The sequence below is a fragment of the Bradyrhizobium sp. SZCCHNPS1003 genome, from assembly GCF_032381555.1.
Lineage (GTDB): Bacteria > Pseudomonadota > Alphaproteobacteria > Rhizobiales > Xanthobacteraceae > Bradyrhizobium.
On record NZ_JAUHIU010000001.1, the window covers coordinates 322,242 to 345,643 of the forward strand.

General features: G+C 65.9%; 21 protein-coding genes. 14 read left to right on the forward strand and 7 right to left on the reverse strand.

Annotation, left to right across the window (positions count from 1 at the left end):
- From pstC to QX126_RS01505, 3 genes are all read right to left on the reverse strand, one after another.
- A complete protein-coding gene (pstC, locus tag QX126_RS01495) occupies positions 1-999 on the reverse strand; it encodes a phosphate ABC transporter permease subunit PstC (protein ID WP_315778888.1) in 999 nt (332 codons plus the stop codon).
- Positions 1,000-1,095: 96 nt separating this feature from the next.
- Entirely contained in the window at positions 1,096-2,106 is a 1,011-nt protein-coding gene (gene pstS / locus QX126_RS01500) for a phosphate ABC transporter substrate-binding protein PstS (protein WP_315736698.1), read from the reverse strand.
- 935 nt (positions 2,107-3,041) lie between these two features.
- Positions 3,042-3,971: a LysR family transcriptional regulator gene (locus QX126_RS01505; protein ID WP_315778890.1), complete on the reverse strand. Its 930-nt coding sequence runs from the start codon at positions 3,969-3,971 to the stop codon at positions 3,042-3,044.
- A 104-nt stretch (positions 3,972-4,075) separates the two neighbouring features.
- On the opposite strand from QX126_RS01505, the gene QX126_RS01510 reads away from it, so the two are divergent.
- The 9 genes from QX126_RS01510 to QX126_RS01550 all read left to right on the forward strand — a co-directional run bounded on the left by QX126_RS01510 (position 4,076) and on the right by QX126_RS01550 (position 12,542).
- Positions 4,076-4,396 carry a Dabb family protein gene (locus QX126_RS01510; protein ID WP_315736696.1) on the forward strand — a complete coding sequence of 107 codons (321 nt, stop codon included), beginning with the start codon at positions 4,076-4,078 and terminating at the stop codon, positions 4,394-4,396.
- A gap of 84 nt (positions 4,397-4,480) precedes the next feature.
- Positions 4,481-5,380, forward strand: coding sequence for an NAD(P)-dependent oxidoreductase (locus tag QX126_RS01515; protein WP_315778892.1), 900 nt, complete (start codon positions 4,481-4,483; stop codon positions 5,378-5,380).
- Positions 5,381-5,393: 13 nt separating this feature from the next.
- Positions 5,394-6,278 carry an intradiol ring-cleavage dioxygenase gene (locus QX126_RS01520; protein ID WP_315778894.1) on the forward strand — a complete coding sequence of 295 codons (885 nt, stop codon included), beginning with the start codon at positions 5,394-5,396 and terminating at the stop codon, positions 6,276-6,278.
- A gap of 64 nt (positions 6,279-6,342) precedes the next feature.
- Positions 6,343-7,737: an FAD-linked oxidase C-terminal domain-containing protein gene (locus QX126_RS01525; protein ID WP_315779370.1), complete on the forward strand. Its 1,395-nt coding sequence runs from the start codon at positions 6,343-6,345 to the stop codon at positions 7,735-7,737.
- Positions 7,734-9,257, forward strand: a complete 1,524-nt coding sequence (locus QX126_RS01530; protein WP_315778896.1) for a sugar ABC transporter ATP-binding protein — start codon at positions 7,734-7,736, stop codon at positions 9,255-9,257. Before QX126_RS01525 ends, QX126_RS01530 begins: the two co-directional genes overlap by 4 nt.
- Positions 9,250-10,200 (forward strand): ABC transporter permease, encoded by a 951-nt coding sequence (locus tag QX126_RS01535; RefSeq protein WP_315778898.1) that lies wholly within the window; start codon positions 9,250-9,252, stop codon positions 10,198-10,200. The genes QX126_RS01530 and QX126_RS01535 overlap by 8 nt, the downstream gene beginning before the upstream one ends.
- Complete coding sequence (locus QX126_RS01540) at positions 10,197-11,174, forward strand: ABC transporter permease (RefSeq protein WP_315778900.1); 978 nt, start codon at positions 10,197-10,199, stop codon at positions 11,172-11,174. Before QX126_RS01535 ends, QX126_RS01540 begins: the two co-directional genes overlap by 4 nt.
- Before the next feature lie 39 nt (positions 11,175-11,213).
- Positions 11,214-12,188, forward strand: a complete 975-nt coding sequence (locus QX126_RS01545) for a sugar ABC transporter substrate-binding protein (protein ID WP_315778902.1) — start codon at positions 11,214-11,216, stop codon at positions 12,186-12,188.
- Between the two features lie 66 nt (positions 12,189-12,254).
- Positions 12,255-12,542, forward strand: a complete 288-nt coding sequence (locus QX126_RS01550) for a YciI family protein (RefSeq protein ID WP_315778904.1) — start codon at positions 12,255-12,257, stop codon at positions 12,540-12,542.
- Here the strand turns inward: QX126_RS01550 and QX126_RS01555 are convergent, their stop codons facing one another.
- The 4 genes from QX126_RS01555 to QX126_RS01570 all read right to left on the reverse strand — a co-directional run bounded on the left by QX126_RS01555 (position 12,543) and on the right by QX126_RS01570 (position 16,992).
- Positions 12,543-13,436 (reverse strand): NAD(P)-dependent oxidoreductase, encoded by an 894-nt coding sequence (locus QX126_RS01555; RefSeq protein ID WP_315778906.1) that lies wholly within the window; start codon positions 13,434-13,436, stop codon positions 12,543-12,545.
- The gene (locus QX126_RS01560; RefSeq protein WP_315736685.1) at positions 13,433-13,849 is read right to left on the reverse strand and encodes a carboxymuconolactone decarboxylase family protein; all 417 of its coding nucleotides are present in this window, start codon (positions 13,847-13,849) and stop codon (positions 13,433-13,435) included. Before QX126_RS01560 ends, QX126_RS01555 begins: the two co-directional genes overlap by 4 nt.
- 183 nt (positions 13,850-14,032) lie before the next feature.
- Entirely contained in the window at positions 14,033-15,493 is a 1,461-nt protein-coding gene (locus tag QX126_RS01565) for an aldehyde dehydrogenase family protein (RefSeq protein WP_315778907.1), read from the reverse strand.
- A gap of 473 nt (positions 15,494-15,966) precedes the next feature.
- Positions 15,967-16,992 carry a LacI family DNA-binding transcriptional regulator gene (locus QX126_RS01570; protein ID WP_315778909.1) on the reverse strand — a complete coding sequence of 342 codons (1,026 nt, stop codon included), beginning with the start codon at positions 16,990-16,992 and terminating at the stop codon, positions 15,967-15,969.
- Positions 16,993-17,216: 224 nt separating this feature from the next.
- On the opposite strand from QX126_RS01570, the gene QX126_RS01575 reads away from it, so the two are divergent.
- From QX126_RS01575 to QX126_RS01595, 5 genes are all read left to right on the forward strand, one after another.
- A complete protein-coding gene (locus QX126_RS01575) occupies positions 17,217-18,356 on the forward strand; it encodes a sugar ABC transporter substrate-binding protein (protein WP_315771346.1) in 1,140 nt (379 codons plus the stop codon).
- A gap of 76 nt (positions 18,357-18,432) precedes the next feature.
- Positions 18,433-19,974, forward strand: coding sequence for a sugar ABC transporter ATP-binding protein (locus QX126_RS01580; protein WP_315771344.1), 1,542 nt, complete (start codon positions 18,433-18,435; stop codon positions 19,972-19,974).
- Entirely contained in the window at positions 19,971-20,951 is a 981-nt protein-coding gene (locus tag QX126_RS01585; RefSeq protein WP_315754908.1) for an ABC transporter permease, read from the forward strand. Before QX126_RS01580 ends, QX126_RS01585 begins: the two co-directional genes overlap by 4 nt.
- Positions 20,948-21,928, forward strand: a complete 981-nt coding sequence (locus QX126_RS01590) for an ABC transporter permease (RefSeq protein WP_315736679.1) — start codon at positions 20,948-20,950, stop codon at positions 21,926-21,928. The genes QX126_RS01585 and QX126_RS01590 overlap by 4 nt, the downstream gene beginning before the upstream one ends.
- A gap of 374 nt (positions 21,929-22,302) precedes the next feature.
- The gene (locus QX126_RS01595) at positions 22,303-23,358 is read left to right on the forward strand and encodes a phosphatase PAP2 family protein (RefSeq protein ID WP_315778911.1); all 1,056 of its coding nucleotides are present in this window, start codon (positions 22,303-22,305) and stop codon (positions 23,356-23,358) included.
- The last annotated feature ends 44 nt before the right edge of the window (positions 23,359-23,402 follow it).

Sequence of the window (23,402 nt, forward strand, 5' to 3'; positions counted from 1 at the left end):
TTATCTTCCCGCCTTGGCTTCGAGCCGCATGAGCATCAGCCGCGCGCTCGCCAGCACGAAGAAGGTGAGCACGAACAGCAGCAGACCGAGCAGGATCAGGCTCGACTGGTGCAGCCCGTCGCTCTCCTGGAATTCGGAGGCGATGGCGGCCGAGATCGTGGTGCCCGGCGCGAAGATCGAGGATGAGATCCGGAACGAGTTGCCGATGATGAAGGTCACCGCCATCGTTTCGCCGAGCGCACGGCCCAGCGCCAGCATGACGCCGCCGATGACGCCGACGCGGGTGTAGGGAATGACGACGCTGCGCACGACCTCCCAGGTGGTGCAGCCGACCCCGTAAGCGGCTTCCTTCAGCACGGGCGGGACGGTCTTGAACACGTCGACCGAGATCGAGGTGATGAACGGTAGCACCATGATCGCCAGGATCAGCGAGGCGTTGAACAGGCTGAGATAGGACGGGGGACCGGCGAAGATGTCCTGCAGCACGGGGATGCCGGCGCAGAGATTGATCATGAACGGCTGGAACGTATAGGCCAGGAACGGGCCCAGCACGAAGAAGCCCCACATGCCGTAGATGATCGAGGGAATGCCGGCGAGCAGCTCGATGGCAAGTCCGATCGGACGGCGCAGCCATTGCGGGCACAGCTCGGTGAGGAAGATCGCAATGCCCAGACCGACCGGAATGGCGATCAGCATCGCGATGAAGGACGTGACCAAGGTGCCGTAGATCGGGCCGAGCGCGCCGAGCACCGGCGGATCGGCCGACGGCGCCCAGCGCCGCGTCCACAGGAATTCGAAGCCATATTCTCTCATGGCCGGCCATGCGCCGACGATGAGCGACAGGATGATGCCGCCCAGGATCAACAGGACGGAGATCGCGGACAGCCGCGTGATCCAATAGAAGGTCACGTCGCCGAGCTTGAAGGCGTTGAGCGCGCGTGCCCGGTCATAGGGTCCGGCAGCGGCCGCGATATCGCTGACTTCGGTCTGAACCGCCATCTCTGCCAATTCTGCCCCCTGTTCCTTGGACACGCCGCAACCCCGGTAGCGTCCCTCCCCCGGAGGCCGGGAGAGGGGATTTTCGATACGTCCAGCTCAGCTCTTGATGTCGGCCGACCAGGTCTTCTCGATCAGCTTCACGACGCTGTCGGGCATCGGGATGTAGTCGAGCTCCTCAGCCATCTTGCCGCCCTTCTCGAACGACCACTTGAAGAACTTGATGGCTTCGCCGGACGCCGCCTTGTCGGCCGGCTCCTTGTGCATCAGGATAAAGGTCGCCGCCGTCATCGGCCAGGACTTGTCGCCGGGCTGGTTGGCGAGGATCACGTAGTAGCCGGGAGCCTTGGCCCAGTCGGCATTCGCGGCCGCGGCCTGGAAGGCCTCGACGGTCGGCTGCACGGTCTTGCCGGCTTTGTTCATCATGCCGGTGTAGGTGAGCTTGTTCTGCTTGGCATAGGCGTACTCGACATAGCCGATCGAGTTCTTGGTCTGGCCGATGTTGCCGGACACGCCTTCGTTGCCCTTGGCGCCGACGCCGACCGGCCACTCGACGGCGGTGTTGAAGCCGATCTTGCTCTTCCAGTCGGCGCTCACCTCGGAGAGGTAGTAGGTGAAGTTGAAGGTCGTGCCCGAGCCGTCGGAGCGGCGGACCACGGCGATCGCATCGGACGGCAGCTTGACGCTGGGGTTGAGCTTCTTGATCGCGGCGTCATCCCACTTGGTGATCTTGCCGAGATAGATGTTGGCGAGCGTCTCGCCGTCCAGCACCATCTCGCCCGGCTTCACGCCCTCGAGGTTGACGACCGGCACGATGCCGCCCATCACCATCGGCCACTGCACCAGGCCGTCCTTCTCGAGCTGCTCGGCCTTGAGCGGCGCGTCGGTGGCGCCAAAGGTCACGGTCTTGGCCTGGATCTGCTTGATGCCGCCGCCAGAACCGATCGACTGGTAGTTCAGACCGTTGCCGGTCTCCTTCTTGTAGGCGTCCGCCCACTTGGAATAGATCGGGAACGGGAACGTCGCGCCCGCACCGGTAATGTCGGCAGCGAAGGCCGACGTCGATGCGGCGACCAAGCCGGCAGCGACGATAGCTTTGACGAAATTCATAGCTGGTCTCCATGCTTGGGAAGCGAAGCGCCATCTGCGCCCGATTGCGCTTCCCCGGCCGCTTTACGGGGCCTCAGTGTGGCTTTTATAAAGGTTCGATGACAGTCGGATGACAGTCACAAGCCGTTGATAAGTATTGATCTTTCGATCCAACTCCGAATTTCTACGGGCCAACCGACATATTGCGGCGGGCTGCGGCACCTCGCGTCCGTGCGAGCGTCGCTCCCCCCCCCCCCGGGGACAGACCATCACCGCCGTCATCGCCCGCGCGGGCGGGCGAACCAGCATACCACCGGCGGCCATGATCCGCCGAGACGCCGCGGCGTACTGGATGCCCGTCTGCGCCCTGGGGTTATGGGTCCCGGATCGGCGCGCTGTGCGCGCTTGTCCGGGACGACACCGGGGATTGGGTTGGCGACATGAGCAGCCATGGAGATGAGCGCGTGCGTTCCCGCGGCCTACGAGGCCCGAGGTGTGGGTTCGTCGTGTCCCTCCTGATCATGAGAGGGCGCGAGGAAGGCCGGACCTCGGCTGAGGCCCGTGGCCCGCCTGCTCAAAAGAATGCAGGCGGCAGGTACCACAGGTACAGCCGGACAGACCCGGCCCTCCCCGCGCGACGGTGTTAACGGTGTCCTTCGTGCTCTCCCTGGGGATCGGCGTTCTTGCCCCCATCGCCCGCGCGTGCCGTCAAGCAACGCTCACGGACTTGACCTCAGCGTCGAGAGGCCAGGACCACACGACTTCGCCGTCCGTGCCGTCTGCGCTCGTCTGGCACAGCCGTCACGTCCATCGCAGCCCACCTCCACGTTCGTGACGACGCGTACGTCCCTCTGCTCGAGGCGGGATGCACGCAGGAGACCATGATTTCCGAAAAATAGCAAGGTAATTATTTTTCTCAGAACATGATCCGCCCTCCCCCGCACGCGGGCATCGGCTCAATCCGGCTTGGGCGGCTCGATCCAGATCCCCGGGTCGGAATGGGTCCGGATGTGATCGACGAGGAAATCGGCGAACACCCTGATCTTGGCCGGCAGCCTGACGCGGTTCTGGTAGGCGATGTTCATCGTCAAGAGCGGCAGCTCCCAGTCGAGCAGGACCGGCACCAGCCGGCCGGCCAGAATGTCGCTCTGCACGATGTAGAGCGGCTGGATCAGGATGCCGAGCCCGGCAAGCGCGGCGCCCTTGATCACCTGGCCGTCATTGCTGTCGAGCGTCGGCGCGATCCGAATGCTCTGGGCTGTCGTGCCGTTGCGCAGGGACAGGGAATACGGATCATTGGCAAGATTGTAGATCAGCATGTCGTGGCGCACCAGATCGCCGGGAACGACGGGACAGCCACGGCTCGCGAGATAGGACGGCGCGGCCGCCAGCACGCGCCGCATCTGCCCGATGCAGCGAACGACGATGCCCGAGTCCGGCTCATGCTCGCGGGTGCGGATCGCCACGTCGATGCCCGCCTCGATGAAATCCGGGTAGCGGTTGGCGGCGATGATCTGCAGACTCAGCTTTGGATACATCGCGCGAAACGCCGGCAGCATCGGCGCGAGATAGATCGTCGCGAACGACAGCGAGCTGGTGACGCGCAGCATGCCCTGCGGCGACAGCGCGCGGTCGCTGACGGCGTCCTCGGCCTCGGCCAGCTCGTTGAGCAGCGGGCCGCAGCGCTGCAGCAGCTCCTGCCCGGCTTCGGTCAGCCAGAGCCGGCGCGTGTTGCGCTCGATCAGGCGCACCGCGAGCCGTTCCTCCAGCGCGCTGAGATGCCGGCTCGCCGCGGCGTTGGACATCCGCAAGGACTCGGCGGCCTTGGACAGGCTGCCCAGCTCGGCCGTCTTGGAAAACACCTCGAGTTGGAGCAGACGGTCCATTGTTACGCTGATCGGAAAACAGAGTTACAATTTTTGTCCTTTATTTCCATTTCCTGCAAGGCAAAATCGTCAGACAAGAACAAGCACAGGTGAGGGACGCACGAATGACGGGGCCGATCAGGCACATCGTGATGTGGCGGCTGCGCGCCGAGACGGCTGCCGAGCGCGCCGCGGCCCGGCTCAAGGTCAAGACCCTGTTCGAGAGTTTGAAAGGCCGGATCGACGGCCTGACCCACATCGAGGTCGGTCTCGATGTCAGCGACGTCGACTATGCCTGCGACGTCGTCCTGTTCTCCGAATTCGCCAGCAGCGCCGCATTGAAGGCCTATGCGTCGCATCCGGAGCACCTGCGCGTCCGCGACGAGCTCGGCGACCTCAGGATCGGCCGCTTCCAGGTCGACTATCCCGTGGCGACCGGCACGTGACCGGCCCCCTCACGTCGACGAACCTGCGAGGCAGCATCGCGTCGCCACAGGCACAGCAAATGAAGCAATCGGCGGACCTCACCCATGTCACTTCCTGACAAGCGCCTCGCCTTCATCGGCATCGGCAAGATCGGCCTGCCGATCGCGGCGCGGCTCGCCAAGGCCGGCCATGACGTCACGGCGTTCGATCCCAACGCCGCCCGGCTCGACGAGGCACGTGCGCTCGGCATGGCCGCCGCGTCGTCCGCTGCCGAGGCGGTGCGCGACCATGCCGTCGTCATCTCGTCACTGCCCGACGATACCGCACTGCGCGCGGCGATGCTGGACAGCGGCGGACTGATCGCGGCCATGGCGCCGGGCGCGATCCTGATCGAGACCAGCACCGTGGGTGTCGACGCGTCGAGCGCGGTCGCGGCCGCCGCGAGCGCTCGCGACGTCGCCTATCTGCGCACGCCGATCTCCGGCAATGCCAGCATCGCCCACACCGGCGAGCTGACGTGCTTCGTGTCCGGTCCAAGAGAGGCGTTCACCCTGATCACGCCGGTGCTGGCCGGCTTCACGCGCGCGCAGACCTATCTGGGCGCGGCGGAAGAGGCGCGCTACGCCAAGCTCGCCGTCAACCTGATGATCGCGACGACGGCGGCGATGATGGCCGAAAGCCTCGCCCTCGCACGCAAGGGCGGCATCGCCTGGCCCGACATTCTGCAGGTGCTGCATGACAGCGCAGTCGCCTCGCCGATGGTGAAGTACAAGACCGCGCCGCTGCTGGCGCGCGACTTTGCCGCGACGTTCTCCTGCGCGCAGATGGCCAAGGATCTCGATTTGATTCTCGGCGCCGGCCATGCCGTCGGCGTGCCGCTGCAGCTCGCGGCGCAGGTCCGTGAGACCTATGGCGCGCTGATCGCGTCAGGCGATGCCGACACCGACTTCCTCGCCACCGTCCGGCATGTCGAGCGGCTGTCCGGGCTCGGCGAGCCTCTCTGAAAGGAGCCGCGTCTTGCGCAACTTCAACGAGACCACGATCACAGATGCCCTGCTCGAACGCCTGGCGGGCGCGCGTGATGCGCGGATCAAACAGGTCAGCGAGGCGCTGGTGCGGCATCTCCATGCCTTCGTGCGCGAGGTCCGTCCGACCCAGCAGGAATGGGAATACGGCATCGACTTCCTGACCCGCACCGGCCAGATGTGCGACGACAAGCGCCAGGAGTTCATCCTGCTGTCGGATACGCTCGGCGTTTCGATGCTGGTCGACGCCATCAATCATCCGGTGCCGGAAGGCGCCACCGAGACCACGGTGCTCGGCCCCTTCTTCGTCCAGGCCGCGCCGGAACGCGCCAACGGCGACGATATCGCGGGCCCGATGAAAGGCGATCCGCTGCTGGTGACCGGCTCGGTGTCGAGCGCGGACGGCGCGCCGCTGGCAGGCGCCGTGGTCGACGTCTGGCACTCCGACGACGACGGCTATTACGACGTGCAGCGGCTCGAGCAGATCGGCGATCTCGCCATGCGCGCGCGCTTCCATACCGACGCCGACGGCCGCTTCCATTTCTGGTCGATCAAGCCCGCGGCCTATCCGATCCCCAACGACGGGCCGGTCGGCGACATGCTCACGGCGCAGGGGCGGCATCCGTGGCGGCCGGCGCATGTGCATTTCATGATCTCGGCGCCCGGCTTCGAGCGGCTGGTGACGCATGTGTTCGTCGCCGGTGACCAGTATCTCGATTCCGACGTCGTGTTCGGCGTCAAGGACAGCCTGATCCGCGACTTCACGCGCTGCCCGCCGGGCCGTGCGCCAGATGGCCGCATGGTGGCGCAGGGATATTTTCATCTCAACTATGATTTCGGCCTGAAACGGCTTGCGGAGCGCGCCAATCAGGTTTGAGCTGAGCGGACGACAAGGACCGTCAAGAGTCCTGTCATCGTCGAGGAAGCGGACGGGAGGAATGATGGAGTTGCGGGTCGGCACCGGCGCATTGGCCGAGCGGCTTTCGAACCTGATCGGGCCGCGTGCGAGTCTCGCGCGCGGCGTGCTGGATCAGCACGGCCGGAGCGAGTCGTACTATCCGGCGATGCCGCCCGACATCGTCGTGTTTCCCGAGACGACGCAGGAGGTCGCCGACATCGTCAGGCTGTGCGCCGAGGCTGCCACGCCGATCGTGCCGTTCGGCGCCGGCACGTCGCTCGAAGGCAACGCTGCGGCTGTCACGGGTGGGGTCTGTTTCGACTTCGCCCGCATGAACAAGGTGCTGGCCGTGCATGACGCCGACATGGACGTCGTGGTGCAGCCCGGCATCACCCGCAAGCAGCTCAATGCGGCGCTGCGCACGACCGGCCTGTTCTTTCCGATCGATCCCGGCGCCGACGCCTCGATCGGCGGCATGAGTTCGACCCGTGCCTCCGGGACCATGGCGGTGCGCTACGGCACCATGAAGGACAACGTCCTCGCATTGGAGGTGGTTCTGGCCGACGGCCGGGTGATCCACACCGCGAAGCGTGCGCGCAAATCCGCCGCCGGCTACGACCTGACACGGCTGTTCGTCGGATCGGAGGGGACACTCGGCGTGATCACCGAGATCACGCTGAAGCTGCATCCCCTGCCCCAGGCGATCTCGGCCGCAACCTGCAGCTTCCCGGCTTTGCACGACGCGGTCGACACAGCGATCGCGCTGATCCAGTCGGCCGTCCCCGCCGCCCGCATCGAGCTCGTCGATGACGTCATGATGCGCGGCATCAATGCCTATTCGAAGCTCGGCTATCGGGAAGCCCCGACGCTGTTCCTGGAATTTCACGGCTCCGAGGCCGCCGTCGCCGAGCAGGCGCAGACGGCGGAGGCGATCGCGACCGAGCATGGCGGCCGAGGCTTCGCCTGGGCCAAGGCCGCCGAGGATCGCAGCCGGCTCTGGCACGCCCGCGACAATACGCTGTATGCCGGACTGGGCCTGCGCCCCGGCGCGCGCGCCGTCATCACCGACGTCTGCGTGCCGATCTCGCGCCTCGCCGAATGCCTGATCGAGACGCGCCGGGATGCCGACAGCAACGGCTTCATTGCGCCGATCGTCGGCCATGTCGGCGACGGCAATTTCCACATGCTGATCCTGATCGATCCAACTGATGCGCACGAGCTGGCCGGCGCCAAGGCGCTGCAGTCGCGCATGGTGGCGCGCGCGATCGCGATGGACGGCACCTGCACCGGCGAGCACGGCATCGGCCTCGGAAAGATCGACTATCTCGAGGACGAGCTCGGCGAGGCCGTTGGTGTGATGCGCGCGATCAAGGCCGCGCTCGATCCGGATGGCCTGATGAATCCGGGCAAGATCTTTGCGGGCGGAGCGCGGCCATGAGCGTGGCGGCAGCCATGGCAGCCTCATCGCCCGCGCCGCTGCTGGAGCTGCGCGGCATCAGCAAGACGTTCCCCGGCGTCAAGGCGCTGGACGACGTCTCGTTTGCGATCTACCCGGGCGAAGTCCATATGCTGCTCGGCGAGAACGGCGCCGGCAAATCCAGCCTGATGAAGATCCTGTGCGGCGCCTATAGCGCCGATGCGGGTGAGGTCTATTACAAGGGTAAGAAGGTTGCGATCACCTCGACGGCCGATGCGCAGGACCTCGGCATCGCCGTGATCTTCCAGGAATTCTCGCTGGTGCCGTTCCTCGACATCGCGCAGAACATCTATCTCGGCCGCGAGCCGAAAGGCCGCCTGCCCGGCACCATCGACCGCCGCAGGATCCTGGCCGATGCGAAGCGCGTGCTCGACAGCATCGGCTTCGACATCGATCCTTCTATCATCGTCGACACGCTCGGCGTCGCGCAGCAGCAGATGGTCGAGATTGCGAAAGCGATCAGCCAGAATGCGCGGATCCTGGTGATGGACGAGCCGACCGCGGCGCTGTCCGACCGCGAGGCGGAGCTATTGTTCGCACTGATCCGGCGGCTGAAGGCGGACGGCGTGGCGATCGTCTACATCTCGCACCGCATGGCCGAGGTGTTCGCGCTCGGCGACCGCATTACCGTGCTGCGCGACGGCCGCCGCATCGGCGATGTCAGCCCCGCCGACGTCACGCCCGACCAGCTCGTGCGCATGATGGTCGGCCGCAATGTCGACATGACCTATCCGCGCCATTTCGCGGAAACGCCGGGCGAGCTCGTGCTCGAGGTCAGGGGACTGAGCGCGCCGACCGGCATTGCCGACATCAACATCGAGGTGCGGCGGGGCGAGATCGTCGGCCTGTGCGGCCTCGTCGGCTCCGGCCGCACCGAGGTGGCGCGCGCGATCTTCGGCGCCGATCCGGTCAGCGAAGGCGAGATCATCTTCGACGGCAAGCCGATCGCGGGCGAGCCCGACATCGCGGCCCGCCGCGGCATCGCGCTGATCCCCGAGAGCCGCAAGAGCGAGGGCCTGGCGCTGCTGCGCTCGGTCGGCGACAACCTCGTGGTGTCGGCGCTGAAGAAGCTGTTTCCCAGTGGCCTCTACGATCCGCGCGGCGCGCAGCGCACCGCGGACGGGCTGATCCGGCAATTGCGGATCGCGACGCCGAATGCGCGCCAGACGGTCGGCCTGCTCTCCGGCGGCAACCAGCAGAAGGTCGTGATCGGCAAATGGCTGGCGGCCGGCGCCAAGCTGTTCATCTTCGACGAGCCGACGCGCGGCATCGACGTCGGCGCCAAATCCGAGATCTTCGCGCTGATCGACCGGCTGGTCGCCGAGGGCGCCGCCGCGCTGATGATCTCGTCCGAGCAGATCGAGATCTGCCACGTCTGCGACCGCGCCTATGTCATGCGCGAGGGCCGCATCGCCGGACACCTGGCGCGCGGCGAGCTGACCGAGGAGAATATCGTGCGACTGGGGATGCATGATGAGTGACGCCGCCGTCGTTTCGCCGATCCGCTCGCTGCAGCGCATCCCGGGCGTGGCGATCGTCCTGGTGCTGCTGATCGCGCTGTTCGGCGCGATCGCGCCGGGCTTCCTGTCGGCCGCGAACCTCTCCAATGTGCTGGTGCAGTCGACGATCCTGACCATGCTCGCGCTGCCGATGACCCTGGTCATCATGACCGAGGGGCTCGACCTCTCGATGGGCGCGGTGCTGACGCTGACGTCGCTGTGCGTCGCCATCGTCTCGCTCGCGACCAAATCGGTGCTGCTGGGATTCGGGGCCGCGATCCTGGTCGGCGCGGCGTTCGGCACCGTCAATGGCTGGCTGGTCGCGATCGTCGGGATTCCGCCGTTCGTGGCCACCCTCGCCACGCTCGGCATGGCGCAGGGCCTGTCGCTGATCGTCAGCGACGGCCAGAGCGTGGTCGGCATTCCCCACGGCGTGCGCGACATCTATTCGGCGACGCTGCTCGGCATCCCCGTGCCGATCGTGATGGGGCTTTTGACCTACGCCGTCTTCCACGGCCTGCTGTATCACACCCGGTTCGGCACCTACATCTTCGCGCTCGGCGGCAACCGCGAGGCGCTCCGCTATGCCGGCCTGTCGCCGACACGGCTGCTGATCGCGGTCTATGCGATCGGCGGCACGATGGCGGGCATCGCCGGTCTGCTGATGACCGCGCGGATGAATTCGGGACATCCGACCGCAGGGCTCGGAATGGAGTTCGACGCCATCGCGGCGGTCGCGGTCGGCGGCACCTCGTTCGAGCGTGGCAATGGCTGGCTGCTCGGCACCGTGCTCGGCGTCATCGCGGTCGGCGTGCTGCGCAACGGCCTCAATTTGGTGTCGCTGCCATCCTCCGTGCAGGTCGCGAGCGTCGGCGCGCTGGTCATCATCGCGATGTTCCTCGACGGCCTGCGGAGCCGGTCATGACCGACATCGCCAAAGAGAGCGTCTTGCCGCCGCGATCGTTCCTGTCGCAGAACGCGGCACAGGTGTTCTACCGGCTGCTCGCCGCGCTGCTGATCTGCGCCGCGCTCAGCGTGCTGAGCGACTCCTTCCTCAGCCTCGGCAACATCCTCAACGTGCTCAGGCAGGCGAGCCTGACCTTCTTCATCGCCTCCGGCCTCACGCTGGTGGTACTGACCGCCGGCCTCGATCTGTCGGTCGGCGCCAACGTTGCCTTGTCGGCGTGTCTCGCCGGCACCGTGATCCATCAGACCGGCTCGCCCGCACTCGGGATCGGCACCGGGCTGCTCGCCGGCGGCAGCGTCGGATTTCTCAACGGCTTCATGGTCACGGCGCTGCGCATCCCCTCTTTCATCGCGACCTACGGCATGCTCTGGGTGCTGAACGGTGTCACCTACTGGTACATGGCCGGCGAGACCATTCATGGCTTCCCGGCCGGCTTCCGCCAGATCGGCAGCGGCTATTTGCTCGGACTGCCGATCCCGGTCTATCTGCTGCTGGTGTTCCTCGCGATCGGAACGCTGTTCGCGCAACGCACCACATGGGGCCAGGAGATCTACGCCATCGGCGCCAATCCGGTCGCGGCGCGACTCTCCGGCATTCCGGTCGCGCGCCGGCTGCTGCTGGTCTACACCGTCTCAGGCACCATGGCCGGCCTCGCCTCGATCATCTTCCTGTCGCGGCTCAACTCCGCCGAAGCCGACATCGGCGAAAGCCTGACGCTGCCGGCCATCGCCGCGGTGCTGATCGGCGGCACTTCGCTGTTCGGCGGCGTCGGCACCGTGTTCGGCACCTTCATCGGCGCCCTGATCCTGACGCTGGTGCTGAACGGCATGAACCTGCTCGCGATCAGCGCCAACTGGCAGCCGCTCGTCACCGGAATCATCGTCATCATCGCCGTCTGGCTCGACATGAAGACGCGGCGCCCGACGCAATGAGCTCATAAGCAAACTCAGAAAACGAGGGATGGAAACACCATGCAACACCGGATACCGCACAGCCTCGCGCTCGCACTCCTGATCACGGCTGTCACGACGCAGGCCCGCGCCGACGGCGAGACCATCGCCGTGTTCACCAAGAACCAGACCAATCCGTTCTTCCAGACGGTGCGGGTCGGCGCCGACAACATGGCGAAGGTGCTGAACGCCAAGATCCTGCACTACATCCCGACCAAGCCGGACTCGATCCCCGAGCAGCTCAGCCAGATCGAAGACGTGGTGGTGAAGAAGCCGAGCGCCATCGTCTTCACGCCGGTCGACTACAAGGCGATGGTGCCCGGCGTCGAGAAGATCAACGACGCCAAGATTCCCGTCGTCAACATCACCGACCGCTCGGCCGGCGGCAAGTTCGTCTCCTTCGTCGGCGCCGACGACTACAGCCTCGGCCTGGAGACGGGCCGGTTCCTGCTCAAGACGCTCGGCGGCAAGGGCAACATCGTCATCATCGAAGGGGTCAAGGGCTCGCTGACCAATGTCGATCGCGTCCGCGGCTTCAACGACGCGCTGAAGGAGAATCCCGGCGCCAAGCTGCTGGCGTCGCAGCCCGGCAACTACCAGCGCCTGCAGGCCCTGCAGGTGATGGAAAACCTGATGCAGTCCAATGCGCAGATCGACGGCGTGCTCGCCGCCAACGATGCCATGGCCGTCGGCGCCATCGAGGCGCTGGACGGCGCCAACCGCAAGGCCCAGGTGATCGGCATCAACGGCACCAAGGAGGCGATCGACGCGATCAAGTCCGGCAAGCTGCTCGCCAGCGGCGACTACAACGGCTTCGCCCAGGGCTGCCTCGGCACCATGATGGCCGTCCGCTCGCTGCGCGGCCAGCCGGTGATCAACGAGATCGTGCTGAAGCCGACCGTGATCACCAAGGACAACTATCAGCCGTTCGACGTAGCGCTCGAACAGCGGACCTGCCCGAGCTTCGAGGATGCGAGCAAGCTCGGCGCGAAATAGGATCAGCCATCAGTCCGGAAGCAGGACGGCATGGAGCCGTCCGGCTTCAACTTGCGGAGAGAATTCATGCTGTTTGCGATTCACGCGATCGACAAGCCGGACGCGCTGCCGGTCCGGCTTGCCAATTACGACGCGCACAAGGCCTATCTCGGTGACACCGCCCGCCTGCCCGTCACCATCGTGATGTCCGGCCCGCTCGTCTCCGACGATGGGTCGACGATGATCGGAAGCCTGTTCCTGGTCGAGGCTGCCGGCCGCGCCGAGGTCGAAGCCTTCAACCGCGCCGACCCGTTTGCCGCGGTCGGCATCTGGGACAAGGTGACGATCACCGGCTTCCTGCGGCGCCAGGGGTAGTCAGCCCTTCAGCTCGATGCCGGCCAGCGCCTCGCTCAGCTTCGCCAGCGCGGTGTGATCCTGCCCGGGTCCGAGCAGCCCTTGCGCGCTCGCGCTCAGCTCGCGGCAGAGATTGGAGAATGGGGCCGCGACCCCGCTGGCACGCGCAACCTCGAGCGCGATCGAGAGGTCCTTGACCATCAGGTCGAGCCCGAAGCCGCTGTTGAACTGGCGCGACAGCACGAACTGCTTGAACTTCTTCTGCGTCGAGTTGTTCATGCCGGTCGAGGCGTTGAGCACGTCGGTCATCAGGCCGGGATCGATGCCGAACTGCTGGCCGATCAGCAGCGCCTCGATGCCGATCAGGAAGCCGCCGGCGGAGACGAGGTTGTTGAGCGCCTTCATCGCCTGGCCCGAGCCGAGGCCGCCGATGCGGTGGATCGTCGTGCCCATCGCGCGCAGCAGTGGCTCGACGCGATCGAGCGCAGCCGGCTCGCCGCCGGCCATGATCGCGAGCTCGCCGGTCACAGCGCGCGGCACGCCGCCGCTGACCGGCGCATCGAGCATGATCACGCCGAGCGGGGCGAGATCGGCCGCGATCGCCTGCGTCGCGGCCGGCGCGCCGGAGCTCATGTCGATCACGACGTGACCCTGCCTCAGACCTGCGCGCAGGGTCCCGACCGCGTCCGCGACATGCTTGCTGGTCGGCAGCATCGTGATGATGACTTCGGCATCTGCCGCTGCGGCCGCAAGATCCCCCGCCTCGATGCCGCCGACCTGGCGCACGAAATCCGCAGCCCGTTCCGGAACGGCATCATTGACCGCAACCGCAAAGCCGGCGCCGAGCAGGCGCGCGGCCATCGGCCAGCCCATGTTGCCGATGCCGACGAACAGGATCTTTCCCGGCGCGCTCATGTGCCGTCCTTTGCGCCGTCCTTCTTGGCGATCGCGCCTTCGGCGACCAGCACCTCATGCGCGGCCTTGAAGGCTTCGAGCCCCGCGGGAATGCCGCAATAGACGGTCGCGTGCAGCAGGATCTCCTTGATCTCGTCGACCGTGACGCCGTTGGTGAGCGCGCCCTTGACATGCAGCTTCAGCTCGCTCGGCTTGCTCAGCGCGGTCAGCATCGCGAGATTGATGATGCTGCGGGTGCGGCGATCCAGTCCGGGCCGAGTCCAGGCATAGCCCCAGCACATTTCGGTGGTGATGTGCTGGAAGGCCATCATGAAGTCGTCGGCCTTGGCGAGGCTGCCATCGACGTAGGCCGCGCCGAGCACCTCGCGGCGCACCTTCAGGCCCTTCTCGAACAATTCTTTTTCGTCGCTCATCCGCTCGTCTCCTTCAGCAAACCCTGATGTCAGCTCTTTGTCTGAGCATGATCTTTTCGGAAAACCGGCTTCCACTTTTCCGGATCATGCTCTAGCGCCTCGCCGCGCGGACTGACAACAACAACGCCGGGCGGCGTTGTCAGTGACGTCCGCACGGCGGAATTGATCGGAGATGCGAATCCGCTAGCCGTGCTTGACGATCAGGGTCTTCATCGCCGCAAGCTCGTACAGCGCCTCGAACCCCTTCTCGCGGCCGTGTCCCGATTTCTTCATGCCGCCGAACGGCAGCTCGATGCCGCCGCCGGCGCCGTAGCCATTGACGAACATCTGGCCGACCTTGACCTTGCGCGCGACGCGCATCGCCCGCGAGCCGTCGCCCGACCAGACGCCGGCGACCAGGCCGAAATCGGTGGCGTTGGCGAGCCTGACGGCGTCGGCCTCGTCGTCGAACGGCATCGCCGCCAGCACCGGACCGAACACCTCGTCGCGCGCCAGCTCGGAGTCGCGCGCGACGTGCTGATACAACGCCGGCGCCACATAGAAGCCCTCGCTCGGCACGCCGTCGGCGATCCTGCCGGACGCCACGCGCCTGGCGCCGCCGCTTTCGGCGCGCGCCAGCATGTTTTCGATCCGCGTCTTCTGGACCGCGCTGATGACCGGGCCGAGATCGAGGTCCATCTCCGGGGTGCCGGCGGTGATCTTCTCGAAGCGGAGCTTGAGGTCGGCCAGGAAGCGGTCCCAGATCGAACGCTCCACCAGCACGCGCGAGCCGGCCGAGCAGGTCTGGCCGGCGTTCTGCACGATCGCCGCGGCCACCGAGGTCAGCGCCGCATCGAGATCGGCGTCGGCGAACACGATCTGCGGCGACTTGCCGCCGAGCTCGAGCGTGCAGCCGATGTGGTTCCTCGCGGCCGCCGTCTGCACGAGCGTGCCGACCTCCGGGCTGCCGGTGAAGGAGATGAAATCGATGCCGTCATGCGCCGACAGCGCCGCACCCGCCTCCTCGCCGAGACCCGGCACGACATTGATCGCACCGGCCGGGAAGCCGGCTTCCGCCGCGAGCTCGGCAAGACGCAGCGGCACAAGGCAGGCCTCCTCGGCCGGCTTGATCACGGTCGCGTTGCCCATCGCCAGCGCCGGCGCGACGGTGCGGCCGAACATCTGCCCCGGATAATTCCACGGAATGATATGGCCGGTGACGCCGAGCGGCTCATAGACCGTGGTGACGAAGAAGCCGTCGAGGAACGGGATGGTGTCGCCATGCACCTTGTCGGCGGCGCCGCCGTAATATTCGAAATAGCGCGCGACCGCGACCACGTCCGCCTTGGCCTGCTTCATCGGCTTGCCGGTATCCGCCGCTTCGAGCTTCGCGAGTTCCTCGGCGTTGTCCTCGACGAGGCGGCCGAGCTTCGACAGCAGGCGCCCGCGGTCCACCGCGGCGAGCCGGCCCCACGGGCCTTCGAGCGCGCGGCGCGCCGCCGCCACGGCAAGATCGATGTCGGCCGCATCCCCTGCCGCGATCGAAGCGATCACCTGGCCGGTCGCCGGAGCAAGCATCGCAATGGTGCGGCCCGACCGCGCGGGCTGCCACGTGTTGTCGATGAAGACGCCCTTTGCGGCAGGCAGTTTGACATTGGCGTTCATGGCAGCTCTCCGGCTTCTTTTGCAGCTCGTCCTCGGTCATATCAGACCTCGGCACGGTGCATCACCACGCGGCCGCGCGACGGCCGAGGCAACGGAGGCGTGTCACCATGGCCGGATTGGCCGGCCGCTCTCCCCCGTTTGCGCTGCAGCGGTCATGATGCCCGATGGATGCGTCCGACGTTTCTGTCAGACAATATCGGAGCCGTCCAGAACGGGACGTGGGGCGCACGAGAACGTGCGGCGCGCGGCCCTGCGGGGCTCGCGAGCGATCGGCCGCGACATGATCGTCGCAAGGCTCGTCATCTGGCTTACCGCCTGGTCCGCCAAGCGGTCGGGAACGCTCGTGGCCGGCGCGGCGATCTCGCCCAGCGCGGCCGCTGCCTCCTTGCGAGAGATTGGCCTGCTCGTGGGTGATGCAATGGGTGCTCGGCCGCACCACGTGCAGCACTGCGCCCGAAAGGGCGCGACCATCATCACGAAGCCACGAGGTGCGGTCCGGTGCTGCCGCGTGCGACGATCTCGAAACCGAGATCGATCCGCCGCGTTCTCGGCCGCTTGCCGGTGGCGATCACCTGAAGCACCAGTTCGGACGCCACGCGCCCCATGTCGGCGCGCGGCGTCAGCACGGTCGACAGCGGCGGATTGGAGGCCGCCGCGAATTCCAGGTCGTTGAAGCCGATCAGCGAGATCCGGCGCGGGACCTCCAGCCCCGCCTGCTGGCAGGCGAACAACGCACCCAGCGCGATGTTGTCATCGCAGCAGAAAATCGCATCGGGAGCTCCGCTCGCGAGCATCTCCTCGGTCAGCTTCCGCCCCAGCGAGATCGTCGTCTGTGCCGGGAGCCAGGCAACCAGCGACTCGCCGTCCAAACCAGCTTCCGTCAGCGCCGCGCGATAACCCTCCAGCCGGGCTCGTGCCCGGTCGTCGCGCTGTCCGGAGAGGTAGGCGATCCGCCGATGTCCCAGCTCGATCAGGAAGCGGGTCGCGGCGTAGCCGCCCTGGCGCTGCGAAAGTCCGACGTTCAGATCGATCGGATCGTCGGTCAGCTCGAACGTCTGCACCACCGGAATCCGCGAACGTTCGAGAACGCGCCGCGCGGCCCGCGTCTGGTTCACCCCGACCAGGATCAGCGCCTCGATGTTCTGGCCCAGCAGCGTCCTGATGGCGCCCTCTTCCTCCTCCGCCGAATAGCGGCTGCTGACGACGACGGGGCGAAAGCCGAGCGGCAGCAGGGTGTCGTAGATCGCCTGCAGGTAGTCCGCGAAGATGCCGTTGGAGAGCGACGACACGACGATGCCGATCGAATGCGTGCGGGTCGAGGCGAGCCGGCTGGCCGCGAAGTTCGGCACATAGGCCAGCCTCTCGACCGCGGCATCGATCCGCTTGCGCAACTCCGGCGACACCATATCGGGCCGCCGCAGCGCCCGCGACACGGTGACAGCGCTGACATGGGCGATGCGGGCGACGTCCTCCAGCGTGGTGCGACGCTTCTGAGACATGATCCTTGCAACATTGATTCACGCGGATTTGTCCGAACCATATTCATGACATGCGACCGGCCGCTTGGCAAAAGCCGCGCGACGGTAATTGACAGCGCTGTCATTGATCAGTAACGCTTGGCGGGTCGAGACGACGAGCAATGCTCGCACAAACCTCCGGAAACAAAGAGGCGTCTCGCACATGCGTCATTGATTTGGCGCCACAACAACAGGGGAGGTCACGAATGTCGTCCAAGTCGATGAGGGCGCGATGCCTTGCCACTTGTGCATCGCTGGTGTTGGTCACGGCGTTTGCCGGCAAGGCGCTGGCGGAGCCGGAGATGGTCAAGGGACCGGCGACCGAGCCTGAATGCATGGTGCCGTGGACCGCGGACACCAAGTTCTTCAAGTTTCCGGCCAAGAAGGGCCCGTACCGCATCGCACTGGCGAACGGCTACATCGCCAACACTTGGCGCATCCAGATGATTCAGACCGCGAAGGCCTATGCGGCGCAGCCGGAGGTCAAGGCCAAGCTGAAGGAGTTCAAGGTCGTCTCGACCGGCGAGGACGTCCCGGCCCAGATCTCGGCGATCAACAACTTCATCGACTCCGGCTACGACGCCATTGTCGTCAACGCGCAGAACCCGACCGCATTCGGGCCGGTGATCAAGCGCGCCAAGCAGGCCGGCGTCATCCTCGTCGCCTTCGACAACATCCTTGCGACGGAAGATGCGATCAACGTCAATGTCGACCAGAAGGGTCTCGGCGAACTCTGGGCGAAGTGGCTGGTCAAGAACGTGCCGGGCGGCGGCAAGGTGCTCGAGGTGCGCGGCGTCGCCGGCACCTCGGTCGACACCGATCGTCACAACGGCTTCCACTCCGTTCTCGACGGCTCCGGCAAGAAGTGGCAGGTCACCGAGGTCGTCGGCAAATGGGACGACGGCGTCGCCCAGAAGGCCACGGCGGATGCGATCGCGACCAATGGCCCGTTCGATGCGATCTCCGGCCAAGGCGGCGACACCGGCATCGTGCAGGCCATGCTCGACGCCAAGCACAAGATGGTGCCGTTCGGTGGCGAGACCGAAAACGGCTTCCGCAAGTTCTGCGCCGCCAAGGCGTCCGAAGGCCTGAAATGCTCTTCCGCCGGTACCGGACCTGCGCAGGTCGCGGTCGCGATCAAGGTCGCGCTCGCCGCCCTCGAAGGCAAGGTGGTGCCGCAATCGGTCAAGCTGCCGCTCGCGGTCGTGGAAGACCCGAACTTCAAGAAGGATCAGGACTACTTCCCGGCCCAGTCCGACAACTTCTTCGTCGGCAACTCCTTCCCGACCTGCGGCATCAACTTCACGGCGCAGGAGATCATGGGTCAGTCGAAGGAAAATCAATAGGCCGGTGCGATCGCTGGTCCGCGAGTTCTCTCGCGGCCAGCCTGTCCCTATTGCTCAAGCGACTGAGGGAGCAAGCATGATCGCGGCCGAGCCGCTGTTTCGCGCCGAAGGACTGTCCAAGCGCTACGGCGGCGTGATCGCTCTCGACGGTGCGGACCTGGAGGTCCATCCCGGCCGCATCCACGCGATTCTCGGCGAGAACGGCGCCGGCAAGTCGACGCTGATCAAGCTCATGGTCGGCGTGGTCACGCCGGACGAAGGCCGCATGACGCTTGCGGGACGCGAGGTCGCCTTCACCGGTCCTTCCGCGGCAAACGATGCCGGCGTCGTCTGCATCTTCCAGGAGCTGTCGCTGATTCCCGACCTGTCGGTCGCGGACAACATCATGATCTCTCATCCGCCGACGCGATTCGGAATGATCGATCGGCGGGCCCAGCGTCGACTTGCAGAGGAGGCGCTGCACCGCGCCGGCGCCGGCGACATTCATCCGCGTGCGCTGGTGAAGGACCTGCCGCTGTCGCGCCGGCAGATGGTCGAGATCGCGAAAGCGCTGTCGCGGCAGCCCAAGATCCTGATCCTCGACGAGGCAACCTCGGCGCTGACCGCTTCCGACGTGACCAAGGTGTTCAAGGTGCTGAAGCGCCTGCGCAGCGAGGGGCTGGCGCTGCTCTACATCTCCCATCGCATGCACGAGATCGCCGAGCTCGCCGACGACTGCAGCGTGTTCCGCAACGGCCGCCGCATCGCGACTTTCCCGGCCGGTACCAAAACGGATGCCGAAGTGATCGAGCTCATGATCGGCCGTGAGTACAAGCATGCCTTCCCGGAAAAGCCGCCGCGGAAAATCGATGGCCGGCCGCCAGCGCTGCAATGCAGGAGCATCAGTTGGGGCGACCGGCTGAAGGACATCTCGTTCTCGCTGCAGGCCGGCGAGATCATCGGTCTCGGCGGGCTCGACGGCCAGGGCCAGCGCGAGCTGCTGCTGGCGCTGTTCGGCGTGCTGCGGGACTGTCGCGGCGACATTCTGATCGACGGCAACAAGGTGACGATCGACAGCCCCGTCACCGCCAAGTCGGAGCGCATCGGCCTCGCGCTCATTCCGGAGGACCGCAAGACCGAAGGACTGATGCTGCCGATGTCGGTGCGCGACAATCTCTCGGCTGCCGCCTTCGACCGGTTCGCGACATTCGGCATCATCGACCGGCAGCGGCAATCGACGCTGATCGACGAGATGATCCGCCTGATCGAGATCAAGACCGCCTCCCCCGATCTCGCCGTCAGCGCGCTCTCCGGCGGCAACCAGCAGAAGGTCGTGATCGCGAAATGGCTGATGAACAAGCCGCGCATCATCCTGCTCAATGATCCGACGCGCGGCATCGATGTCGGCACCAAGCAGGAGATCTACCGGCTGCTGCGCCGGCTTGCCGACGAGGGCGCCGCGATCCTGCTCTATTCGACCGACTATGACGAGCTGATCGGCTGCTGCGACCGCGTGCTGGTGATGTACGATGGCGCGATCAGGCGCGAGCTCGCGGGCGCCGAGATCACCGAACGTGCGCTGGTCAGTAGCGCGCTCAACGTCGACGAGGGCGAGCGAGCGGAAGCGAGTCTGGCATGACCGAGTGGCGGTACTGGCTCTCCGAACAGCGCGGCACCCTGCTCGCGATCGGGATCTTCGTCGCGATGTTCGTGCTCTATGCGACCAATCATCCGGCCGGCTTCAGCGCCAACATGGTGCAGACCGCCGCCAACAAGGCGACGCTGCTGGCCTTCGTCGCCATGGCGCAGGCGATCGTGGTGATCACCGCCGGCATCGATCTGTCCGTCGGCATGATCCTGACTCTGACCAACTGCCTCGCGTCCTGGATCGTGGTCGGAACCGCCACCGAGACGGCGCTCGGCGTGGCCGGCGTGCTCGGCACCGGCATCGTCTGCGGCATGATCAACGGCGCGATCGTGATCTTCGGGCGTCTGCAGCCGATCGTGACCACGATCGCCACGGGCGCGATGTATTACGGGCTCGCGCTGTTCCTGCGACCCAATCCCGGCGGATCCGTCAACGAAACGCTGGCGGATGCCCTGACCGGCAGGCTGTTCGGCGTGCTGCCCACGAGTCTCGTGGTTCTGGCTGTGACGGCGCTGCTGATCTGGGTGCCCTATAGCCGCTCGGTCGTCGGCCGCGCCGCGTTCGCGACCGGCTCCTCCGAGGTCGCAGCCTACATGTCCGGCGCGCCGATCCGCGCGGCCAAGTTTGTCGCCTATACCTTGGCCGGCCTGTTGTCGGCGATCGGCGGCCTGTTCCTGACGTTCTTTTCGTATACCGGCGAGGCCGCCTATGCGAGCGGCAACGCCTACACGCTGTTCTCGATCGCGGCCGTGGTGCTCGGCGGCGTGTCGCTGATGGGCGGACGCGGCAGCGCGATCGGGGCGATCTTCGGCGCGCTCGCGTTCCGCACCATCGGCGATCTCCTGTTCGTGTTCGATTTCGATCCGCTGTGGCAGCCGCTATTCCAGGGCCTCGTGCTGATGCTCGCGGTCTCGATCGGAGCGTTCGGCCTGGTGCGGGTGCGCAATCGCCTGGAGTGGTTCGGATGAGCGACGCAACGGCATCACAACCGGCCCGTCGAGGGATCGCCATGCTGCGCCGGATCGATCCGGCGGTGGCCGCCTCCTTCGGCTGCATCCTGCTGTTGCTGCTCGTGGGCAGTCTCTATTCGCGCAGCTTCCTGTCGCCGGACTATCTGCTGCAGCAGTTGAAGGTCGCGAGCTTCCTGGGCGTGATCGCCACCGGGATGATGCTGGTGATCCTGCTCGGCCAGATCGATCTGTCGGTGCCGTGGGTCGTCACGACCGGTGCGATGATGGCCTGCGCGGCGGCCGCGCATGGCACGACCGGCGCCATCATCGCGATTCCCTGCGGCATTCTCTGCGGCGCCGCCATCGGTCTGTTGAACGGCATCGGCGTCGCCTATCTGCGCATCCCCTCGATGATCATCACCTTGGCGACCAACGCGGTCGCGCAAGGGCTGATGGTCGCCTACACCGGCGGCTTCGCGCCGCAGGATTCCGCCTCCAAGGCGATGCGCTATCTCGCCACCGGCACCATTGTTCCCGGCGTTCCGAACGCGGTGCTGGTCTGGGCGATCATCGGCGGCGCAGCGATCTGGCTGCTGTCGCGGACCACGTTCGGCCGCGCCATCTACGCCATCGGCAACCGCGAGCGCGCCGCGTATCTCTCAGGGATCGATACACGCCGCATCACCATGCTGGCGTTCGCGCTGTCGGGCGCCCTCTCCGCCTTCGGCGGCGTGCTGCTCGCGGGCTATGCCTCGAAGGCAGCGCAGTCGATGGGCGACGCCTATTTGCTGCCCTCGATCGCCGCCGTCGTGCTCGGCGGCACGCACATTCTCGGCGGCCGCGGCAGCTATCTCGGCACCGTCGCCGGCGTCGTGCTGATCACCCTGCTACAATCGATCCTGTCGGTGATGCAGATCAGCGAGGCCGGCCGCCAGCTGATCTACGGCGCCGTGATCATCCTGATGCTTCTGATCTACGGCCGCCAGAAACTGTGATCGCACGCGACATCGCGCCGGGGCGATCGGACGGAAGACGGCTGCACGGACAGCGACCGCGGCGACCGGCCCTCCCGCAAGCCGGCCTGCGAGCTGCAGCGCATGCGACAGCACTACCACGGGTGGCTTCCCATGATGAATGGTGAAGACCCTTTACACGAGGGCTGTGTCGACGCGAAAGCGGCTTCGTTTTCCGGACATGAATGCGGTCTCGACACAACCGAATACAGGATTCCAGGCTACGTTCAGTTAAGCATCTCATCACGGTATCCCCGTATTTTACCCGCAAAGGTTGATTTATTGGCCTGATTGGCCGTAACAAGACACCGACGGGAAACAAGTCGAAATCCATTGAAACGTGAGAGCGGACGACAATGTCGGACACCGCCGCCGGTGGTCTATTGCCTGATCTCAGCCGCCGCTGGCTCCCCTGGACAAAGAGCGTCTTGCAACGGGCGCATGACAGCGGGGATGCAGCGACGGCCTGGGCCGTGTTCCGGTTCAACTGGGCTGTCATGACAGCACTTTGGGTGCTGTTCGGACTGTGCCTGGTCTTTACGGACTTTCGCATCGAACCAATCGGCTACGTCGTCGTGCTGTCGACATCGGCCGTTTATGGTCTCATCGGCTACGCCAATGCACGGTCGGCCCAGCGTGCCAAACCCTGGATGTTCTCATTCCTGACCGGGATGGCCCAGACCACCCTGGCATCCACCGTGCTGGCGTCACTGTCCTACATTGCGACGGCCGCCAACCTGCCGCTTCAGGACGCCAACCTGCTCGCCCTCGATCGCGCCCTTGGCTTCGACTTTCGCGAGTACTTGTCGTTCGTCAATGACCGTCCGTGGGCCGTCTTGACCCTCGCGTTCGGCTATCGATCCATTTCCTGGACGATCTGCATCATCGTCGTGGCCCTTCCCTTGTTGGGCCACTATCGCCGGTTTGCAGAGTTCAACCTCGCGATCAGCCTGACGCTGGCGCTGACATGCATCATCACCTTGTTTGTTCCTGCACTCGGCGTGTACCACGCGTTGGAGCTGCCGCCGTCCGCCTACGCAAACCTCATCCCGCAGGCCTATTTCGACACGGCGCGCGAGGTGCCCCTGGTTCGCGACGGGACGCTGCGCCTGTTGGACACCAGCCATCTCGCGGGGATCGTGACCTTTCCGAGCTTTCACGCGGCGGCCGCGGTTCTCGACGGCTGGGCGCTGTGGTCGTTGCGCTGGTTGCGACCATTCAATGTCCTGATCCACGGCGCGATGTTGCTCTCGACCCCAATCGGCGGCGGGCATTTCCTCGTCGACATGATCGCCGGCATCGCGATCGCGACGGCGTCGATCTGCATCGCGCGTCTCGTTGCCCTGAGGCTGCGCGAGCGCGACGCCTCGTTTCCGCGAGGCATGTTGGGACATCCAGCGCCTCAGACCTGAACTGATGGATTCGGGCACGGCAGGATGTCTGTTGCACATCTGCC

What these genes read in the sequence shown, in the direction of transcription:
- QX126_RS01555 (WP_315778906.1), bottom strand. Translation starts at nt 13,436, where the DNA reads ATGAGCGCGCCGGGAAAGATCCTGTTCGTCGGCATCGGCAACATGGGC.
- QX126_RS01540 (WP_315778900.1), top strand. Translation starts at nt 10,197, where the DNA reads ATGACCGACATCGCCAAAGAGAGCGTCTTGCCGCCGCGATCGTTCCTG.
- QX126_RS01570 (WP_315778909.1), bottom strand. Translation starts at nt 16,992, where the DNA reads ATGTCTCAGAAGCGTCGCACCACGCTGGAGGACGTCGCCCGCATCGCC.
- QX126_RS01565 (WP_315778907.1), bottom strand. Translation starts at nt 15,493, where the DNA reads ATGAACGCCAATGTCAAACTGCCTGCCGCAAAGGGCGTCTTCATCGAC.
- pstS (WP_315736698.1), bottom strand. Translation starts at nt 2,106, where the DNA reads ATGAATTTCGTCAAAGCTATCGTCGCTGCCGGCTTGGTCGCCGCATCG.
- QX126_RS01505 (WP_315778890.1), bottom strand. Translation starts at nt 3,971, where the DNA reads ATGGACCGTCTGCTCCAACTCGAGGTGTTTTCCAAGACGGCCGAGCTG.
- QX126_RS01530 (WP_315778896.1), top strand. Translation starts at nt 7,734, where the DNA reads ATGAGCGTGGCGGCAGCCATGGCAGCCTCATCGCCCGCGCCGCTGCTG.
- pstC (WP_315778888.1), bottom strand. Translation starts at nt 999, where the DNA reads ATGGCGGTTCAGACCGAAGTCAGCGATATCGCGGCCGCTGCCGGACCC.
- QX126_RS01535 (WP_315778898.1), top strand. Translation starts at nt 9,250, where the DNA reads ATGAGTGACGCCGCCGTCGTTTCGCCGATCCGCTCGCTGCAGCGCATC.
- QX126_RS01525 (WP_315779370.1), top strand. Translation starts at nt 6,343, where the DNA reads ATGGAGTTGCGGGTCGGCACCGGCGCATTGGCCGAGCGGCTTTCGAAC.
- QX126_RS01545 (WP_315778902.1), top strand. Translation starts at nt 11,214, where the DNA reads ATGCAACACCGGATACCGCACAGCCTCGCGCTCGCACTCCTGATCACG.
- QX126_RS01580 (WP_315771344.1), top strand. Translation starts at nt 18,433, where the DNA reads ATGATCGCGGCCGAGCCGCTGTTTCGCGCCGAAGGACTGTCCAAGCGC.
- QX126_RS01510 (WP_315736696.1), top strand. Translation starts at nt 4,076, where the DNA reads ATGACGGGGCCGATCAGGCACATCGTGATGTGGCGGCTGCGCGCCGAG.
- QX126_RS01595 (WP_315778911.1), top strand. Translation starts at nt 22,303, where the DNA reads ATGTCGGACACCGCCGCCGGTGGTCTATTGCCTGATCTCAGCCGCCGC.
- QX126_RS01550 (WP_315778904.1), top strand. Translation starts at nt 12,255, where the DNA reads ATGCTGTTTGCGATTCACGCGATCGACAAGCCGGACGCGCTGCCGGTC.
- QX126_RS01560 (WP_315736685.1), bottom strand. Translation starts at nt 13,849, where the DNA reads ATGAGCGACGAAAAAGAATTGTTCGAGAAGGGCCTGAAGGTGCGCCGC.
- QX126_RS01575 (WP_315771346.1), top strand. Translation starts at nt 17,217, where the DNA reads ATGTCGTCCAAGTCGATGAGGGCGCGATGCCTTGCCACTTGTGCATCG.
- QX126_RS01590 (WP_315736679.1), top strand. Translation starts at nt 20,948, where the DNA reads ATGAGCGACGCAACGGCATCACAACCGGCCCGTCGAGGGATCGCCATG.
- QX126_RS01515 (WP_315778892.1), top strand. Translation starts at nt 4,481, where the DNA reads ATGTCACTTCCTGACAAGCGCCTCGCCTTCATCGGCATCGGCAAGATC.
- QX126_RS01585 (WP_315754908.1), top strand. Translation starts at nt 19,971, where the DNA reads ATGACCGAGTGGCGGTACTGGCTCTCCGAACAGCGCGGCACCCTGCTC.